This is a genomic window from Streptomyces sp. NPDC039609 (genome assembly GCF_055596705.1).
In genome coordinates this window covers 58,840-77,880 of record NZ_JBVIUJ010000009.1, presented here as the reverse complement: position 1 = coordinate 77,880, position 19,041 = coordinate 58,840, and the positions used below count along the sequence as shown (strand labels likewise).

Genomic DNA, 19,041 nt, shown 5'->3' with positions numbered 1-19,041 from the left:
ATGACTGACAAGACTGCTCACACTGGAAAGAACGCGGGCGGCGGCGACGTCCGTCTCACCGGGATCAGCAAGACCTACGGCTCCTTCACCGCCGTCCACCCGCTCGACCTGAGCATCCCGCAGGGCTCGTTCTTCGCCCTCCTGGGCGCCTCCGGCTGCGGCAAGACCACCACGCTGCGCATGATCGCCGGCCTGGAGGAGCCCACCAGCGGCACCGTGTTCCTCGGCGACAAGGACGTCACCGACCTCCCGCCGTACAAGCGGCCGGTCAACACCGTCTTCCAGTCCTACGCGCTCTTCCCGCACATGGACGTCTTCGAGAACATCGCGTTCGGTCTGCGCCGGCGGGGCATCAAGTCGGTGAAGAAGCAGGTCGACGACATGCTGGAGCTCGTCCAGCTCGGCGACAAGGCCCGGCACAAGCCGCACCAGCTCTCCGGCGGCCAGCAGCAGCGCGTCGCCGTGGCCCGGGCGCTCATCAACCACCCGCAGGTCCTCCTCCTCGACGAGCCGCTCGGCGCCCTCGACCTCAAGCTGCGCCGCCAGATGCAGCTGGAGCTCAAGCGCATCCAGACCGAGGTCGGCATCACCTTCGTCCACGTCACCCACGACCAGGAGGAGGCCATGACCATGGCCGACCAGGTCGCGGTGATGAACGGCGGCCGGGTGGAGCAGCTCGGTGCCCCCGCCGACCTGTACGAGAACCCGCGGACCACGTTCGTGGCGAACTTCCTGGGCACCTCCAACCTCATCGAGGCCGAGGTCGTCGAGAACGGCGGCTCCGACCTGGTCGTGACGGCCGGCGGCGGCAAGCTCCGGCTGCCCGCGGACCGCTGTTCGGCGACCGTACGCACCGGCGGCAAGGTCCTCGTCGGCGTCCGCCCCGAGAAGATCTCGCTCGCGCACGCCGACGACGCGGGGAAGATCGCCGACGGCCGCAACAAGGTCACCGGCCGCATAGCCGACTCCTCCTTCATCGGCGTGTCCACCCAGTACGTGGTGAACTCGCCGGCGGGGGCGGAGCTCCAGGTCTACGAGCAGAACATCGAGCGTGACGCGCGTCTGGCGCCCGGCGCCGAGGTCGTCCTGCACTGGAACCCGGCGCACACGTTCGGCCTGGACGCGGCCCAGGACATCGACGCGGGCGTGGAGACGGTGGAGGCCGCCGGATGAGCACTTCCACCCTCACCAAGGAGGAGGAGACCGCGCCGGCCGGAGCACCGGTGACGCGCAAGCCCTCCACCCGCAAGCGGCTCGTCCCGTACTGGCTGCTGCTGCCCGGCATCGTCTGGCTGCTCGTCTTCTTCGCGCTGCCGATGGTCTACCAGGCCTCCACCTCGGTGCAGACCGGCTCCCTGGAGAAGGGCTTCGAGGTCACCTGGCACTTCCAGACGTACTGGAACGCCTTCCAGGAGTACTGGCCGCAGTTCGTCCGCTCCCTGCTGTACGCCGGTACCGCCACGCTGCTGTGCCTGCTCCTCGGCTATCCGCTGGCGTATCTGATCGCCTTCAAGGCCGGCCGGTGGCGCAACCTCCTGCTGGTCCTCGTGATCGCGCCGTTCTTCACCAGCTTCCTCATCCGGACGCTGGCGTGGAAGACGATCCTCGCGGACGACAGCCTCGTGGTCGACGCGCTCAACGCCCTGCACGTCCTGGACGTGACGAGCTGGCTCGGCTGGACCGAGGGCGACCGGGTGCTCGCCACCCCGATGGCGGTGGTCTGCGGTCTCACGTACAACTTCCTGCCGTTCATGATCCTTCCGCTCTACACCTCGCTGGAGCGGATCGACGGCCGGCTCCACGAGGCGGCGAAGGACCTGTACGCGTCCCCGGCCACCACCTTCCGCAAGGTGACCTTCCCGCTCTCCATGCCGGGCGTGGTCTCCGGCACGCTGCTCACCTTCATCCCGGCCAGCGGCGACTACGTCAACGCCGAACTCCTCGGCTCGACCGACACCAAGATGGTCGGCAACGTCATCCAGTCGCAGTTCCTGCGGGTCCTCGACTATCCGACGGCCGCCGCGCTGTCCTTCATCCTCATGGCGATCGTGCTGCTCATGGTCACCGTCTACATCCGCCGTGCGGGAACGGAGGACCTGGTCTGATGCGTTGGATCCGTCGGAACCTTGTCGCCCTCGCGGGCCTGCTGACGCTCGCGTACATGATCCTTCCGAACATCGTCGTGATGGTGTTCTCGTTCAACAAGCCGAACGGGCGCTTCAACTACGCCTGGCAGCGCTTCTCCCTGGACGCCTGGAAGGACCCGTGCGGCGTCGCCGACCTGTGCGGCTCGCTGACGCTCTCCCTCCAGATCGCCGCCTGGGCCACCCTCGGCGCGACGCTCCTCGGCACGATGATCGCCTTCGCGCTGGTCCGCTACCGCTTCCGGGCGCGTGGCGCGATCAACTCGCTGATCTTCCTGCCGATGGCGATGCCCGAGGTCGTCATGGCCGCCTCCCTGCTCACACTCTTCCTCAACATGGGCGCCGAGCTGGGCTTCTGGACGGTCCTGATCGCCCACATCATGTTCTGTCTGTCGTTCGTGGTGACGGCGGTCAAGGCGCGGGTGATGTCCATGGACCCGCGTCTGGAGGAGGCCTCGCGCGACCTCTACGCCGGCCCGGTGCAGACCTTCGTACGGGTCACGCTGCCGATCGCCGCCCCCGGAATCGCCGCCGGAGCGCTGCTCGCCTTCGCGCTCTCGTTCGACGACTTCATCATCACCAACTTCAACGCGGGCTCGACCGTCACCTTCCCCATGTTCGTCTGGGGCTCGGCACAGCGTGGCACGCCCGTCCAGATCAACGTCATCGGCACGGCCATGTTCATCATTGCCGTACTGGTGGTGGTAGCCGGACAGATCATTACGAACCGGCGCAAGAAAACAGCGACAACCTGAGCAAGCCCTGAAGGAGTTGGAAACCATGGCCCCAGTCGCCATGCGTCTCGCTGCACAATCTCTCTCCGACGCCCAGCCCGTCCCCTTCTGGCTGGAAGACCCCGGCAAGCCCGGAGCGCTGCCCGCTCTCACCGGCACCGAGAAGTGCGACCTTCTCGTCGTCGGCGGCGGATACAGCGGACTGTGGACCGCGCTCCTCGCCAAGGAGCGCGACCCCTCCAGGGATGTCGTCCTGATCGAAGGGCGCGAGGTGGGCTGGGCCGCCTCGGGCCGCAACGGCGGCTTCTGCGCCGCCTCCCTCACCCACGGCTTCGGCAACGGACTCGCCCGCTGGCCGGGCGAGCTGCCGAAGCTGGAGGAGCTCGGCGAGCGCAACCTCGACGCCATCGAGGCGGCGGTCGCCCGCTACTCGCTCGACTGCGACTTCGAGCGGACCGGCGAGCTCGACGTCGCCACCGAGCCGTACCAGGTCGAGGAACTCACCGAGGTGTACGCGGAGATCGAGCGTCTCGGTCTCGCGGACGGCCTCGACCTCCTCGACGGCGACGCGGTCCGCGCGGAGGTCGACTCCCCGACCTTCCTCGGCGGCCTGTGGGACCGGCGCGGCGTCGCCATGCTCAACCCCGCCAAGCTGGCCTGGGGCCTGAAGCGGGCCTGCGCCGACCTCGGGGTGCGGATCTACGAGAACACCCCCGGCCTCGACCTCGTCTCCGTCGGCGCGGGCATGGGGGTGCGCACCCCCTACGGCAGGGTCCTCGCCCGCCGCGTCGCGCTCGGCACCAATGTCTTCCCCTCGCTGGTCAAGCGGGTCCGGCACTACACCGTCCCGGTCTACGACTACGCCCTGATGACCGAGCCGCTCAGCCCCGAGCAGCTCGCCGCCGTCGGCTGGAAGAACCGCCAGGGGCTCGGGGACAGCGCCAACCAGTTCCACTACTTCCGGATCACCGCCGACAACCGGATCCTGTGGGGCGGCTACGACGCGATCTACCGTTTCGGCGGCCGGGTCAGCGCCGAGATGGACCACCGCCCGGAGACGTATCTGAAGCTCGCCGAACACTTCTTCCGCTGCTTCCCGCAGCTGGAGGGGCTCCGCTTCAGCCACGCCTGGGGCGGCGCGATCGACACCTGCTCGCGCTTCTCCGCCTTCTTCGGTACCGCGTACCAGGGCAAGGTCGCCTACGCGGCGGGCTTCACCGGCCTCGGTGTGGGCGCCACCCGCTTCGGCGGTGACGTGATGCTGGACCTGCTGGCCGGTGAGCGCACGGAGCGTACGGAGCTGGAGATGGTCCGCTCCAAGCCGCTGCCGTTCCCGCCGGAGCCGATCGCCTGGGCCGGCATCGGCATCACCAAGTGGTCGATGGCCCGGGCCGACGAGAACGGCGGCCGTCGCAATCTGTGGCTGAAGGCGATGGACCGCCTGGGCCTGGGCTTCGACAGCTAGGGTCCGTCCACCGGACAGCGCCGGGCCCCGGTCGGGCGGCCCGGACGGCGGGGTCACGGCGTCTGCCGCGGCCCCGCCGTGCCGTTCGCGCCCGCCTCCGCCAGCACGCTGTCGCCCTCGGTGTCCACGTGCGGCAGGATCCGGTCCAGCCAGTGCGGGGTCCACCAGGCCTTCGCCCCGAGCAGCGTCATCACGGCGGGCACCAGCAGCAGACGCGCGACCGTCGCGTCGATGAGCACACTTGCGGCCAGGCCGAGACCCAGCATCTTCACCACGATGTTGTCGCTGATGATGAAGGCCGCGAAGACGCTCACCATGATGAGCGCCGCGCAGGTGATGACGCGCGCCGTGATCTCCAGGGCGTGCGCGACGCTCGCCTTCGCGTCGCCGGTGCGCAGCCAGGCCTCGTGGACGCGGGACAGCAGGAAGATCTCGTAGTCCATGCTCAGACCGAAGACGATCGCGAACATCATCATCGGCACGTAGCTCTCGATGGGCACCTTGCCCGAGACCCCGAGAGCCGGGCCGCCCCAGCCCCACTGGAAGACGGCGACCACCACTCCGTACGAGGCGCCGATCGACAGCAGGTTGAGGATGGCGGCCTTGGCCGCGACGAGCGGCCCGCGGAAGACGACCAGGATGACGAGGAACGCCAGGGCCACGACCACGGCGATGATGAGCGGCAGTCGACTGGAGACGATGTCGAGGAAGTCGACCTGGGCGGCGGTGGTGCCGGTGACGTACGTGGTGGCCACGGTCCCGGAGACAGCGTTCGGAAGGACGGTGCCGGTCAGGTCGTTGACCAGCTGCGTCGTCCGCTCGTCCTGCGGCGCGGCGACCGAGTAGGCGGTGCCGAGCAGGACGTCGCCGTCCGAGGTCGGCTGCAGCGGGGTGATCAGGACGGCGTTCGGCACCCCGGTGAGGGCCTTCTGGGCCTGCGAGGCGAGGGCGGACCGGTCGGCCGCGGGTACCGAGGTCTGGTCGATGACCAGGGTCAGCGGGCCGTTGGAGCCGGGTCCGAAGGCCGAGGACATCAGGTCGAAGGCGCGCCGGTCGGTGAAGGATTTCGGGTCGGCGCCGTCGCCGATGTGCCCGAGCTGCATGAAGAACATGGGAATGGCGAGCACCACGAGCACGATGACGCCCGCGGCCAGGAACCACCACGGCCGGCGCTCGACGCGCAGGGCGTAGCGGTGCCAGGTCCCCTGCTCCACGCCCGTCTCGGCGTCGGTCTCGGCGATCGGCTTGCGCACCTTCAGCTTGTCGATCCGCCGCCCGATCAGCCCGAGCATCGCCGGTACGAGGGTGAGCGCGCCGATCACGGCGGTGACGACGGTGCAGGTGGCGGCGAGTCCGAGCAGTCCGATGAAGGTCAGCCCGGAGACCCAGAGTCCGGAGAGGGCGATGATGACGGTGCAGCCCGAGACCAGGACGGCCCGGCCGCTGGTGGCGGTGGACGCCCCGCCGGCGGCCACCGGGTCCATGCCGTTCATCAACAGCTGGCGGTGGCGAGTGATCAGGAACAGCGCGTAGTCGATGCCGACGCCGATGCCGATCATCGTGGCCAGGGTCGGGGAGACCGTCGCGAAGGTCCATACGGAGGCGAGCAGCCCGAGCACCGCGATCCCGCAGAGGGCCGCGAACAGGGCGGTGACCAGCGGCAGCACGGCCGCCAGCACACTGCCGAAGCCGATCAGGAGGACGACGATCGCGACCCCGAAACCGATCGCCTCGCTGGTCCGGTCGTCCGGCTCGGGCCGGGCCAGCTCGCCCAGCGAACCTCCGTACTCGACCTCGACACCGGCGGCGCGCAGCGGTTCCACGGCGCTGTCCACACCGTCCAGATAGTCGTCGCCGAGGGTGGAGGGCTGCACGCTGAAGCGCATCGTGATGTAGGCGGTCTTGCCGTCCGTCGAGAGCGGTCCGACGTTCGGGGTGCCCGGTGGCGGGGCCGGTGGTGTGGCGCCGGGCGCCGGCAGCGGGTTCTGCGCACTCAGGACCTCCGGCAGCTTCCCGAGGGCGGTGACCGTCGAGGAGATCTGGTCGCTCACCTCGGTGAGCGGCTTCGCGGAGTCGTACAGCACCACCTGGGCGCTGTAACCGCCGGCGGCCGGCTCGTGCTCCCGGAGGACGTCGAGCCCCTCCTGGGACTGGGTGCCGGGCAGTGAGTAGTTGTCGGAGTACTCCCCGCCGTACGCGTGCTGAAGGACCAACAGGCCGGCCAGCGCGACGATCCATGCCGCGATCACGGTGACGAAATGGCGGGCGCACCATGCGCCCAGCCGCCACAGCAGCCCCTTCTTGCCGGTGCTTCGGCTGCCGGGTGCGGTACCCGAAGACGGCGGGAAGGGCATGGATACTCCCGTGGTGAGGGCGGCGCGGAGGCCCATACGAACACGCAGGGGTCGGCGAGCCGCGGAAGCCGCCGACCCGGCCCGCCACCGTCCACCCGATCGGGCGCGTCCCGGCCGGCCTCGATCCCAGGGCGTGCGCCGGGTGTGCGCCCCCCGCGCACACCAGTCGGTCGCGATGTGACCCAGTTCACTACCAACCCGTGGCCCGAACCCGCGCAATGATCGTCGCCGACCCCGCTCTCTGCGTGTGGACGTCGCGTCCGCACACGGAATGGAGGCCAAGGGCAATGACCGGTTCGGGGGCCAGGACCGCAGTGGAATGGCTGGCATCGGTGGCACCGGATCCCGACGCCTGCCGGTGGGAATGGGAGCGCAACCCGCACGGGGTGGCGCTGCTGCCCGCGGGCAGGCGCTGGGACGTGCTGATCCTGCCGGGGGAGCTCGGCTGTCCCACGCTCGACGTGCTCACCCGGCTGGTGGCACGGCCCGGGCCGGTGCTCGCCGACTTCGGCGAGGCCCGTACGGGATTCTTCGTGCCGCCCGGCACGGCCGCGCGCTGGCTCGGTACCGGGGTGCGCAGCGCCGGTCGCGGCACCTGGATCGTCGTCCCCTACCCGGGGCGGGCCACCGGCGGTGTGCGCTGGCTGATCCCGCCCGACGGGAGCGGGACGCTCAACGACGCCTCGCTCCTGGAACTGGCGATGCACGAGGCGGTGGGCCAGCTGGCGCGGGGGGAAGGGGAGCAGAGGTCTTGACCACTTGATTGGTCTGGACCATGCTGTGGCGCGCTCCACCTCGATTCCCCCACCCCCGGAGGCAGCTGTGGACCGCACCAGACCTCTCACGCTTCTGCTGGCGGGCGTCCTCGCCGCCGGCGGACTCGTCTCGCTCACCCCCGCGGCCCAGGCCGCCGACCCCGACCTCGCACGCAACGGCGGCTTCGAATCCGGTCTCGACGGCTGGAGTTGTACGGCGGGCAGCGGAGCCGTCGTCTCCTCACCCGTGCACGGCGGGACGAAGGCGCTGCAGGCGACCCCCGCCGGCAGCGACCACGCCAAGTGCTCCCAGACCGTCACCGTCAAGCCGAACTCCGCCTACACGCTGAGCGGCTGGGTGCGCGGCAGCTACGTCTACCTCGGCGCGTCCGGAACCGGTACCTCCGACGTCTCCACCTGGACCCAGTCCGCCCCCGACTGGCAGAAGCTGAACACCACGTTCACGACCGGGGCCTCGACGACCTCGGTGACCATCTACAGCCACGGCTGGTACGGCACCGGCGCCTACCACGCCGACGACGTCTCCCTCGTCGGCCCCGGCGGAGACCCCGTCCAGATACCGGCCACCCCCACCGGTCTCGCCGCGGGCTCCCCGACCTCCACCTCCGTGCCGCTGTCCTGGCCCGCCGTCGCCGGTGCCACGTCGTACAAGGTCTACCGCGGCGGGACACTGGCAGGGACCGCGACCGGCACCTCGTACACCGCGACCGGCCTCGCACCCTCCACCTCGTACACCTTCCAGGTCTCCGCCGTGAACAGCGCGGGCGAGTCGGCCAGGTCCGCGGCCGTCTCGGCCACCACGACGTCCGGCGGTGGCGGGAACCCCGGCGGCGACCTCCCCGCCCACGCGCTCGTCGGCTACCTCCACGCCAGCTTCGCCAACGGTTCCGGCTACACCCGGATGGCCGACGTCCCCGACTCCTGGGACGTCATCAACCTCGCCTTCGGCGAGCCGACCTCGGTGACCTCCGGAGACATCCGCTTCTCCCTCTGCCCGGCCACCGAATGCCCGAACGTCGAGTCCGTCGCGGACTTCAAGGCGGCCATCAAGGCCAAGCAGGCTGCAGGCAAGAAGGTCCTCATCTCCATCGGCGGCCAGAACGGCCAGGTGCAGCTCTCCACCACGGCCGCCCGCGACACCTTCGTCTCCTCCGTCTCGAGGATCATCGACGAGTACGGACTCGACGGCCTGGACATCGACTTCGAGGGCCACTCCCTCTCGCTCCAGACCGGTGACACCGACTTCCGCAGCCCGACCAGCCCGGTGATCGTCAACCTGATCTCGGCGGTGAAGTCCCTGAAGGCCAAGTACGGCTCCGACTTCGTCCTGACGATGGCCCCGGAGACCTTCTTCGTCCAGCTCGGCTACCAGTACTACGGCTCCGGCCCCTGGGGCGGCCAGGACCCGCGCGCCGGCGCCTACCTCCCGGTCATCCACGCACTGCGGGACGACCTCACCCTGCTCCACGTCCAGGACTACAACTCGGGCTCGATCATGGGCCTCGACAACCAGTACCACTCCATGGGCGGCGCGGACTTCCACATCGCGATGACCGACATGCTCCTCACCGGCTTCCCGGTCGCCGGCAACACCGAGCGCGTCTTCCCGGCGCTCCGCCCCGAACAGGTCGCCATCGGCCTCCCGGCCTCCACCCAGGCGGGCAACGGCCACACGACACCGTCCGAGGTGAACAAGGCACTGGACTGCCTGACGAGGAAGACGAACTGCGGCACCTACCAGACCCACGGCACCTGGCCGGCGCTGCGCGGCCTGATGACCTGGTCGATCAACTGGGACCGGTTCAACGCCTGGGAGTTCAGCCGGAACTTCGACGCCTACAACTGGAGCTGACGGTCGGAAGGCGACCTGCCCGGCCGGCCGTGTGACCGCTCGCGCGGCCGGCCGCGCGCTGTCGAGCTCAGCCGGCCGTGGCCGTCCGCGGCGTCAGCCCGGCCCGGCGCAGAGCCCGGCCCATGGCCGGGAGGTCCGGGGCGCTCCCGTCCTCGGGGGCGGCGTAGGACTCCAACAGCTCCGGCGTCAGCCGGTACCCCTCGGCGTGGTCCATGAGGATCTCCGCACTCGGGCCGTCGTGCCGGATGTGATCGGCCAGCAGGCCCATCGCGTCGTCCCGGTCGACGAAGCGGCTCATCCCGCAGTCGAGACCGTCGTCGTCCAGGTCGTCGGGGTACGGGGCGCGGGCCCAGGCGCCGTTCTCGTACCAGTAGACACAGCCCAGTTCGTTCCCCGCGAGCCGGTCGCGCAGCTCCTCGTAGGGGAGCCAGTCGGGGCCGCCCGCCAGCATGTCGATCGGCGTCCGGTGCCACTTGACGCCGCTCGACTCGTCCTCGCCGAAGAGCACGTACCGGCCTTCGCCGACACGGGAGAACGTCCACCAGGTGCAGCCGCAGTCGTCGAGGTGGAGTCCCTCCTCGTCGATCCAATGGCCGGTCCGGTAGCCCGTGCTCTCCTCCGCCTCGGTGGTCGCCTCCAGCGCGGCCACCAGCGCCCAGCGGGCCCACAGCAGCTCCGGGGACGGCAAGTCTCCCGGCAGTCCCGGCCGTTGAATCGTCATCCTGCTCTCCGGATCGTCGGTCACGAACGTGAAGGGCGACCGTACCGCTCGGCCACGACGGGCCAGGTGAGCAGGGGCACGCACAGGGCGAGCGAGGCCAGCACGTCCAGCGGCCAGTGGTAGCCGCGCAGGATCAGGCCGATGCCCGTCAACGCCGTCAGGAGGGCGGCGACCGGGATCAGGCGGTTCGACACGAGGAACGCCGCCCCGAAGTACGCCACCATCGCCGTCGCCGTGTGGCCCGACGGGTAGTAGCCCGCGGCCCAGGGCTCCAGCGGGCCCGGTCGGGCGGTCCACTCCTTGAGGGGGATGACGAGGGCCGGTACGAGGGCCATGGTGACCCCCGCGCACAGGGCCTGGGCGCGCCGGCCGCGGAGGATCGCGTACGTCATCGCGCACACGAGGACCGGGAGGGCGACCGTCAGATTGCCGAGATCGGCGCCCAGTTCGGAGAGCCGCCTTGGGACGGTGTCGACAAGAGCGCGCGAGAGGCGTTCGTCGAGACGGGCGAGAGGCCCACCGACGAGGACCTGCCAGGTGACGAGGGCGAGGGTCACGATCGCCGAGAAGACAGTCGGCCTCCCCGGAACAGGGGGGGTGGTTCCGGGGAGGCCGACTTGATCGGGCCACCGCGCGCCCCGGGGGGTGTGGGGCGGGCGGCCATCCGATCGGTGAGGAGTTCCGGAGCCGGAGGCTCCAGTGGTGTGCGCGAAGGCACGATCAAGGCGGGGCTGGGGAGGCTCCGCCCTGTTGTCGCCCGCAGTCTCCTGTGAGCGGGGTGTTTCTCTCATCTGCAGAAACCGTACGGCAGAGAAAGGGGGACCGACAGCCGGAACTCCATCCCGCCATCGGCCCCCCACAGCTTCTTCACACCTGTGCCGAAGAGGCGTCAGATCTGGCCGAACGCGCTCTCGATGACGTCGAGACCCTCGTTCAGCAGGTCCTCGCCGATCACCAGCGGCGGCAGGAAACGCAGCACGTTTCCGTAGGTGCCACAGGTCAGGACCATCACGCCCTCGGCGTGGCAGGCCTTCGCCAGCGCGCCCGCGGCCTCCGGGTTCGGCTCCTTGGTCGCCGGGTCCTTGACCAGCTCGATCGCGATCATGGCGCCGCGGCCGCGGATGTCGCCGATGATCTCGTACTTCTCCTGCATGGCGGCCAGGCGGGCCTTCATGAGCGACTCGATCTTCTTCGCCTTGGCGTTGAGGTCGAGCTCCTTCATGGTCTCGATGGAGCCGAGCGCACCGGCGCAGGCGACCGGGTTGCCGCCGTAGGTGCCGCCGAGGCCGCCGCCGTGGACGGAGTCCATGATCTCGGCGCGGCCGGTGACGGCGGCGAGCGGCAGACCGCCCGCGATGCCCTTGGCGGTGGTGATCAGGTCCGGGACGATGCCCTCGTCCTCGCAGGCGAACCACTGGCCGGTGCGGCAGAAGCCGGACTGGATCTCGTCGGCGACGAAGACGATGCCGTTGTCGTTGGCGAACTTCACGATCGCCGGCAGGAAGCCCTTGGCCGGCTCGATGAAGCCGCCCTCGCCGAGGACCGGCTCGATGATGATCGCGGCGACGTTCTCGGCGCCGATCTGCTTGGAGATCTGGTCGATCGCCTGGGCGGCGGCCTCGGGGCCGCAGTTCTCGGCACCGGTGGGCCAGCGGTAGCCGTAGGCGACCGGCACGCGGTAGACCTCGGGCGCGAACGGGCCGAAGCCCTGCTTGTACGGCATGTTCTTCGAGGTCAGCGCCATCGTCAGGTTCGTACGGCCGTGGTAGCCGTGGTCGAAGACGACGACGGCCTGGCGCTTGGTGTACGAACGGGCGATCTTGACGGCGTTCTCGACGGCCTCGGCGCCCGAGTTGAACAGCGCGGACTTCTTGGCGTGGTCGCCCGGGGTCAGCTCGGAGAGCGCCTCGCAGACCTCGACGTAGCCCTCGTACGGCGTCACCATGAAACAGGTGTGCGTGAAGTCGGCGAGCTGCGCGGCGGCGCGGCGGACGACGGCCTCGGCGGAGGCGCCGACGGAGGTCACGGCGATGCCGGAGCCGAAGTCGATCAGACGGTTGCCGTCGACGTCCTCGATGATGCCGCCGCCGGCCTTCGCGGTGAAGACGGGCAGCACGGAGCCCACGCCGCCGGCCACGGCGTCGAGGCGGCGGGCCTGCAGCTCCTGCGACTTCGGACCGGGGATGGCGGTGACGACGCGCCGCTCCTGCGGGACAGCGTTCATGCGGGGCTCCTGGGGGTGTTCTGGACGCACTTGTGGGTTTCTTCCGCAGGCTAGGCGCGGGGGAGGGGCGTGGGCATGCGCCGATCGGGAGTGTTGGGGGGTGTGTCGTTGTCCGTGGTGGACATGGCGGCCGTGAAACCACTCCGGGGCGTCCCGGGCCCACTAGATTGACGGTGGCACAGATGCGGCGACCTGGCTGGTCAGGGGGCAGGGGTTTCATGGAGACCGAAGGCACGTACGAGTCACGCGACACGCGGGGGAGCGGCGTGCCCCGTCCGGCGCCGCCGGCTCCGCCCACGGCTCCACAGCCGGTCGTACCACCGACCGGGCAGGTTCCGGAGCCGACCGGCCGCCATGCACCACGGCCGCCTCAGGGACCTGGAGTCCCGCCGGCGCCCGCCCACGCGCCCGCCCCCACGCACGGAACATCCCTGGGCACTTGGCTGCGCGTGCCGCGCCCCGAGGCCGAGCCCGGCGTCTGGCGCTACGGGCACGTGCCACGCCCGGCCGAAGCGCCAGACGAAGTGCCCGGGCGGCAGCTCCTGAGCGGGGCATTGATCTCCTTCCTTGCCGGTCTCCTGCTGTGGTCGCTGCACGCCAACTACTACATCCCTTATTGGCTGGACCCGCTGTACTGGACCAGCGCCCTGGTGAAGCTCAGCGACGACGCGGTGATCAAGGGGATCATCGGCGGCATCATCGACATCGCCCTGCTGGTCGGCCTGGTCGCCTTCTTCTACCGCGTCGGCCGCTGGGGCGAGGTGGGCCGCCGGTATCTGCTGCCGCTCTTCGGTGTACGCCGCGCCGACGCGGGCCCCAAGCCCCCGCGCCCCGTCCTGGAAGGCTCCCCCGAGGACCCCGCGCAGTGGCCGCAACTGCGCGCCGCCGGGCAGGCTGCGGCCGCCGACCGGCTGGCCGAGGAAGCACGGTCGGGCCGGATGGGCGACGTCGACTACGCCAGGATCGTGCGCGCCTGGCACACGGTCCAGGTCAACCCCTCCCGCCTCGGCCCCTTCGTCGACGCCGTGCTCCGGCAGGGCGCGGCCGCCTTCGCGCATCCGTCCGGCGTCCGAGACCTGCCCATGCGGTCGGCACGGCACGACCTCTACGCGCACCAGGTGAAAATCGGCACCGTACATCCGGGCGAACGCAACCCCTACCCCCGCCGCACCACCGGCGTCGCCCTCGACCCCGGGCTGCTCGGGACCTCGTTGGTCGCCGTCGGGCCCGCGGGGGCCGGGAAGACCGTGCGGGTGGTGCGGCCCGTCGTCGAGTCGCTCTGTCTGCAGGCGCTCGCCAACCGCGCCGCGGTCGTCGCCGTCACCTCCCACGGCGCCGCGCTCGGCCCCGACGAGGGCTTCGACGTCGTCGTCTCCGTCGGGCGCGCCGAGTCCACCCACGACCTCGACCTGTACGGCGGCGCCGACGACCCCGACGAGGCCGCGCGGATCCTCGCCGAGGCGCTCGTCGGGGACCTCCTCGCCGACAGCCGGCGGGCCGCGACCGCGCTCGCGCAGCTCATCGGGCCGTTCCGGGCCGCGCACGGGCGCTTCCCCGGCGTGCCCGAGCTGCGCGAGCTGCTCGGCGGGACGCCCGAGGCGTTCGCCGCGCTTCGCGAAGCCGTCGCCGGCGACCCCGCCCAGCTGCGCGAGCTCGATGCCCGGCAGCGCCAGGCCGATCGCGGCGACGACGTCGGCGTCCTCCTCGCCGAACGCATCGCCTTCCTCGACCGCCCCGCCTTCGCCCGCTTCTTCCGCACGGACCGCCAGGACGAAGCGCCGCAGTTCTCCCTCCGCGCCGTCGAGCACCCGCTCCGCGTCCGCGTCGACCTCCCCGAACGCGGCCACGCCGAAGCCTCCCGGATCGTCTCCCGGCTGCTGCTCGCCCAGTTCGCCGAGGCCGCCCTCGCCCGCCGCGACCGCTCCCTCTTCGCCTGCCTGGTCCTCGACGACGCCACGTACACCGTCACCGCCGACTCCGTACGCGCCATCCAGCGGCTCCGCTCCGCCAACGCCGGCGTCGTCCTCGCGCTGCGCAGCCTGGAGGACGTGCCCGAGGCGCTGCGGGGGCCGCTGCTCGGGGCGGTCGGCTGCCGGATGGCGTTCGCCGGGATCGCTCCCTGGGACGGTGGACGGTTCGCCGAGACCTGGGGCACCGAATGGGTGCAGACCCGCGACGTCACCAACCGGCAGATCATCTCCGACGAGCCCCTCACCAAGGCCCTGCACTTCATGCGACGCCTCGTGACCGGCAAGGCGGCGACGGCGGAGGCCGTGACCGTACGGGAGGTGGAGCGCGAGCGCTGGTCGGCCTCCGACCTCGCCCATGCCGTCCCCGCCGGGCACGCCGTCCTGTCCCTCACCCATGTGCGGGGCGAGCACACGCCGCCCCTGCTCGTGGACCTCCGCAGCTGAGCCGGAGCGGCCATCGGCGGGCCCTGGCACAATCGAGGGCGCCGCTCGGCTGAGCGGCGCCCCCTCCCCAAAGGTCCGACGGTCCCCAATGCCGCCCACCCTCGCCTCACTCGTCCAGCACTCGGCGCTCAAGCTCACCGTCCGTGCCGGCGAGGACCGCCTCGACACCCCCGTGCGCTGGGCCCACGTCAGCGAGCTCGCCGACCCCGTCCCGTACATGGAGGGCGGCGAGCTGCTGCTCACCACGGCGCTCACCCTGGACGCCGAGGACTCCGAGGCGATGCACCGCTACGTCCGGCGGCTGCTCGCCGCGGGCGTCGTGGGGCTCGGATTCGCCGTCGGCGTCAACTACGACAACATCCCGCAGCCCCTCGTGGACGCGGCGGGGGCCGAGGGGCTCCCGCTCCTCGAAGTACCGAGGCGCACACCGTTCCTCGCGATCAGCAAGGCCGTCTCGGCGGCGATCGCGGCCGATCAGTACCGGGCCGTCACGGCCGGTTTCGAGGCCCAGCGGGAGCTGACCCGCGCCGCGCTCGCCGAGGGGCCGGACGCGGTGATCGCGCGGCTCGCGGCCCATGTCGACGGATGGGCGGCGCTGTACGACACCTCCGGCACCGTCCTGTCCGTGTCGCCCGAGTGGGCGACGCGCCGCGCCGCCCGGCTCACGCCCGACGTCGAACGGCTCCGGGAGCGGCCCGCGCCCGCGAGCGCGGTCGTCGGAGGCACGGACGACCGGGTGGAGCTCCAGTCGCTGGGAACCGGACGGCGGGTCAGGGGTGCCCTCGCGGTCGGCACCGGCGCCCCGCTCGGCACGGCGGAACGGTACGCCGTGCACTCCGCGATCGCCCTGCTGACCCTCACCACGGAGCGCTCGCGCTCGCTCCAGGCGGCCGAGGCGCGGCTGGGCGCGGCGGTGCTGCGGATGATGCTGTCCGGCCAGCCCGACCACGCCCGGGCGGTGGCCGGCGACCTGTACGGCGGACTCCTCGACGCGCCCTTCCGGCTGCTGATCGCCGAAACGGTGGCGGGGGAGCGGGAGGGCGAACCGCCCCTTCCGGTCCTCGCGGAGGAGCTGGAGTCCGCCGCCGCCCGGGCGGGCGAGACGGTCCTGACCGTTCCGGAGGGCGAGGAGCGGCTCCTGGTCCTGGCCGGGGACGGCGGGGCGGTCGTCACGGCCTGCGAGAGCTATGCGGAGCGGGACGCGGAGGAGACCGGTGTCGTCGTCGGCCTCTCGGCCCCGGCCGGGCCGATCGCGGCGGCGGCCGCGTACAAGCAGGCCGAGCAGGCGCTGTCGGTGGCGCGGCGGCGCGGCCGGGCGCTGGTCGAGCACGAGGACCTGGCGGCGGGATCGGTCCTGCCGCTGCTGGCCGACGACGCGGTCCGCGCCTTCGCCGACGGGATGCTCCGCGCCCTGTACGAGCACGACGCGACGGGCCGGGGCGACCTGGTCGCCTCGCTGCGGGCCTGGCTCTCCCGCCACGGCCAGTGGGACGCGGCGGCGGCCGACCTGGGCGTCCACCGCCACACCCTCCGCTACCGGATGCGCCGGGTGGAGGAGATCCTGGGCCGCTCCCTCGACGACCCGGACGTACGGATGGAGCTGTGGCTGGCGCTGAAGGCGACGGGGGCGGACGCGGAGGAGCGGTAGGGCCCATTTCACCTGCCGCACCGCCTCGACGGCGCCATTCCTGCCCGATCGCGGGCAGGATCATTGATCATTCGCCTGAAAACTCCTTACTCTCCTGGGCATGACAAGCCCCGCGGTCGATCCCGCCTCCGAGGAACGCACCTCCACCCCCGCCGCCCCCGGACGCGCTCCCCGCCGCATCTCCGGCGCCGTCTGGCTCGCGCTCGGGATCGTGTACGTCGTCTGGGGGTCCACCTACCTCGGGATCCGGATCGTCGTCGAGACGATGCCGCCGTTCCTCTCCGCGGGGATGCGTTACGTCGTCGCCGGCCTGCTGCTCGCCGCGCTCATCGCCTGGCGTCAGGGCCCGGCCGCGCTGAAGGTGACCCCGCGCCAACTCGGCTCCGCCGTGGTGGTCGGCGTGCTGCTGCTCGTCGGCGGCAACGCGCTCGTCGTCCTCGCCGAGACCGACATCCCCTCCGGCCTCGCCGCGCTCCTCGTCGCGAGCGTGCCCGCCTGGGTGGTCGTCCTGCGTGCCGTCGCCGGCGAGCGTCCGGGCCGCGGCGCCTTCGCCGGCGTCGCCCTCGGCCTGGTCGGCCTCGGCGTCCTGACCCTCCCCGGTCTCAGTGGCGAGGTCAGGATCGGAGGCGTGGTCCTCGTCGTCGTCGCCGCGCTCCTGTGGTCCGTCGGATCGTTCTCCTCCGGCCGGCTTCCGATGCCCGCCAACCCGTTCACCGCCAGCGCGTACGAGATGCTCGCCGGTGGGCTCGGGGGCCTCGGCGTCGCCCTGGTCCGCGGCGAGCACCACGGCTTCGACCTCGCCGACGTCTCCACCCGCTCCTGGATCGCCCTCGGCTACCTCGTCGTCTTCGGCTCGCTGATCGCTTTCACCGCGTACGCCTGGCTCCTCCAGACCGCTCCGCTCTCCCTGGTCGCCACCTATGCCTACGTCAACCCGGTCGTCGCCGTGCTCCTGGGTGCCCTCGTCCTCGGTGAGGCCCTGACCTGGCCCATCGCGCTCGGCGGCGCGATCGTCGTCGGCGGGGTCTGTCTGATCGTCTCGACGGAACGACGGGCATGATCATCGCGCTCGGATGAGGTTCGGGGTCTCCTTCCGCCAAAGCGGACAGGAGCCCCCGTGCACCACTCCACGGCGGACAAGCGCCATTGCGCCCGCTTCGCCCTAACGTGGCACGAGAGCGATCGCTCGCACCCCCGATACGGAAAGGGCCGGGACGCAATGACGACCACCCACGCCTTCTGGCTCGCCGGCCGCGAGGCCACCGGCGAGGCCACCTTCGACGTCACGAACTCCTTCGACGGACGTCTGGTCGGCAAGGTCAGCGTGCCCACCGAAGCCCAGGTCGAGGAAGCCGTCGCCGCCGCGCACGCCGTGGTCGACGAGTTCGCCGCGACGCCGGCGCACGTCCGCGCCGCCGCCCTCGACCACGTGTCGAAGCGCCTCGCCGAGCGCACCGAGGAGATCGCCCAGGTGATCTCCGCCGAGAACGGCAAGCCCATCAAGTGGGCCCGCGGCGAGGTCGGCCGCGCCGTCTCCGTATTCCGCTTCGCCGCCGAGGAAGCCCGCCGCTTCAACGGCGGCGAGGCCCAGCGTCTCGACACCGAGGCCGGTGGCGTCGGCCGGCTGGCCATCACCCGCCGTATCCCCAAGGGCGTCGTCCTCGGCATCGCTCCGTTCAACTTCCCGCTGAACCTCAGCGCCCACAAGGTCGCCCCGGCCATCGCCGTCGGTGCCCCGATCATCCTCAAGCCGGCCCCGGCCACCCCGATCTCGTCCCTGATCCTGGGCGAGCTGCTGGCCGAGACCGACCTGCCGGCCGGCTCCTGGTCCGTCCTGACCGTGCCGAACGACCGGATGCCCGCCCTCGTGAAGGACGAGCGCCTCCCGGTCATCTCCTTCACCGGCTCCGACAAGGTCGGCTACGCCATCCAGGAGTCCGTGCCGCACAAGCACTGCACCCTGGAGCTCGGCGGCAACGCCGCCGCCGTCGTCCTCGGCGACTGGGCGTCCGAGCAGGACCTGGACTGGGCGGCGAGCCGTATCGCCACCTTCTCCAACTACCAGGGCGGCCAGTCCTGCATCTCCGTGCAGCGCGTGATCGCCGACGCCTCGGTCTACGACCGGCTCGTCCCCAAGGTCGTCGCCGCCGTCGAGGCGCAGGTCTCCGGTGACCCGGCGGACGACGCCACCGACGTCGGCCCGCTCGTCGACGAGAACGCCGCCAAGCGTGTCGAGGCCTGGGTGGACGAGGCCGTCGCGGCGGGCGCGAAGCTGCTCGCGGGCGGCAAGCGCGAGGGCGCGACCTACGCCCCGACCGTCCTCACCGACCTCCCGGGCGACGTCACCCTGGCCCGCGCCGAGGTCTTCGGCCCGGTCCTCACCATCGCCAGGGTCGACGGCGAGGCCGAGGCCTTCGCCGCCGTCAACGACTCGGACTTCGGCCTCCAGGCCGGCGTCTTCACCCACGACCTCCAGACCGCCTTCCGCGCCCACCGCGCGCTCGAGGTCGGCGGCGTGATCATCGGCGACGTCCCGTCCTACCGCGCCGACCAGATGCCGTACGGCGGCGCCAAGAAGTCCGGCGTCGGCCGCGAGGGCGTCAAGTACGCCATGGACGACTACACCTACGAGCGGGTCCTGGTCCTCACGGGCCTCGCGCTGTAACCCGTATTCAGTAGTCCGTGCGAAGTCGTACGGATCCCTGAGAC

At 71.3% G+C, this 19,041-nt stretch carries 14 protein-coding genes; 10 read left to right on the top strand and 4 right to left on the bottom strand.

The window, feature by feature from the left end; genetic code table 11:
* The 4 genes from ACZ561_RS26310 to ACZ561_RS26295 are packed head-to-tail and all read left to right on the top strand — an operon-like array spanning position 1 to position 4,343.
* Positions 1-1,173 (top strand): ABC transporter ATP-binding protein, encoded by a 1,173-nt coding sequence (locus tag ACZ561_RS26310; RefSeq protein ID WP_470999433.1) that lies wholly within the window; start codon positions 1-3, stop codon positions 1,171-1,173.
* A complete protein-coding gene (locus tag ACZ561_RS26305; RefSeq protein WP_470999431.1) occupies positions 1,170-2,105 on the top strand; it encodes an ABC transporter permease in 936 nt (311 codons plus the stop codon). The genes ACZ561_RS26310 and ACZ561_RS26305 overlap by 4 nt, the downstream gene beginning before the upstream one ends.
* Positions 2,105-2,899 carry an ABC transporter permease gene (locus tag ACZ561_RS26300; RefSeq protein ID WP_470999430.1) on the top strand — a complete coding sequence of 265 codons (795 nt, stop codon included), beginning with the start codon at positions 2,105-2,107 and terminating at the stop codon, positions 2,897-2,899. Before ACZ561_RS26305 ends, ACZ561_RS26300 begins: the two co-directional genes overlap by 1 nt.
* 25 nt (positions 2,900-2,924) lie before the next feature.
* A complete protein-coding gene (locus tag ACZ561_RS26295) occupies positions 2,925-4,343 on the top strand; it encodes an NAD(P)/FAD-dependent oxidoreductase (RefSeq protein ID WP_470999428.1) in 1,419 nt (472 codons plus the stop codon).
* A 53-nt stretch (positions 4,344-4,396) separates the two neighbouring features.
* Here the strand turns inward: ACZ561_RS26295 and ACZ561_RS26290 are convergent, their stop codons facing one another.
* Positions 4,397-6,697: an MMPL family transporter gene (locus tag ACZ561_RS26290; RefSeq protein ID WP_470999426.1), complete on the bottom strand. Its 2,301-nt coding sequence runs from the start codon at positions 6,695-6,697 to the stop codon at positions 4,397-4,399.
* Positions 6,698-6,984: 287 nt separating this feature from the next.
* Between ACZ561_RS26290 and ACZ561_RS26285 the strand changes: the two genes are divergently transcribed.
* Positions 6,985-7,452, top strand: coding sequence for a bifunctional DNA primase/polymerase (locus ACZ561_RS26285; RefSeq protein ID WP_470999424.1), 468 nt, complete (start codon positions 6,985-6,987; stop codon positions 7,450-7,452).
* A gap of 67 nt (positions 7,453-7,519) precedes the next feature.
* Complete coding sequence (locus ACZ561_RS26280) at positions 7,520-9,325, top strand: chitinase (protein WP_470999422.1); 1,806 nt, start codon at positions 7,520-7,522, stop codon at positions 9,323-9,325.
* 67 nt (positions 9,326-9,392) lie between these two features.
* Here the strand turns inward: ACZ561_RS26280 and ACZ561_RS26275 are convergent, their stop codons facing one another.
* From ACZ561_RS26275 to gabT, 3 genes are all read right to left on the bottom strand, one after another.
* Positions 9,393-10,046, bottom strand: a complete 654-nt coding sequence (locus ACZ561_RS26275; RefSeq protein WP_470999420.1) for a hypothetical protein — start codon at positions 10,044-10,046, stop codon at positions 9,393-9,395.
* A 20-nt stretch (positions 10,047-10,066) separates the two neighbouring features.
* A complete protein-coding gene (locus ACZ561_RS26270) occupies positions 10,067-10,603 on the bottom strand; it encodes a phosphatase PAP2 family protein (protein ID WP_470999418.1) in 537 nt (178 codons plus the stop codon).
* A 332-nt stretch (positions 10,604-10,935) separates the two neighbouring features.
* Entirely contained in the window at positions 10,936-12,270 is a 1,335-nt protein-coding gene (gene gabT / locus ACZ561_RS26265) for a 4-aminobutyrate--2-oxoglutarate transaminase (protein ID WP_376441731.1), read from the bottom strand.
* A 218-nt stretch (positions 12,271-12,488) separates the two neighbouring features.
* Here gabT and ACZ561_RS26260 point away from each other — a divergent pair, with 218 nt between their 5' ends.
* From ACZ561_RS26260 to ACZ561_RS26245, 4 genes are all read left to right on the top strand, one after another.
* Positions 12,489-14,684 (top strand): type IV secretory system conjugative DNA transfer family protein, encoded by a 2,196-nt coding sequence (locus ACZ561_RS26260; RefSeq protein WP_470999416.1) that lies wholly within the window; start codon positions 12,489-12,491, stop codon positions 14,682-14,684.
* Positions 14,685-14,772: 88 nt separating this feature from the next.
* Complete coding sequence (locus tag ACZ561_RS26255; RefSeq protein WP_470999414.1) at positions 14,773-16,332, top strand: PucR family transcriptional regulator; 1,560 nt, start codon at positions 14,773-14,775, stop codon at positions 16,330-16,332.
* Positions 16,333-16,432: 100 nt separating this feature from the next.
* Positions 16,433-17,392, top strand: a complete 960-nt coding sequence (locus ACZ561_RS26250; protein ID WP_470999412.1) for an EamA family transporter — start codon at positions 16,433-16,435, stop codon at positions 17,390-17,392.
* Positions 17,393-17,551: 159 nt separating this feature from the next.
* The gene (locus tag ACZ561_RS26245) at positions 17,552-18,997 is read left to right on the top strand and encodes an aldehyde dehydrogenase family protein (RefSeq protein WP_470999410.1); all 1,446 of its coding nucleotides are present in this window, start codon (positions 17,552-17,554) and stop codon (positions 18,995-18,997) included.
* Positions 18,998-19,041 lie beyond the last annotated feature (44 nt).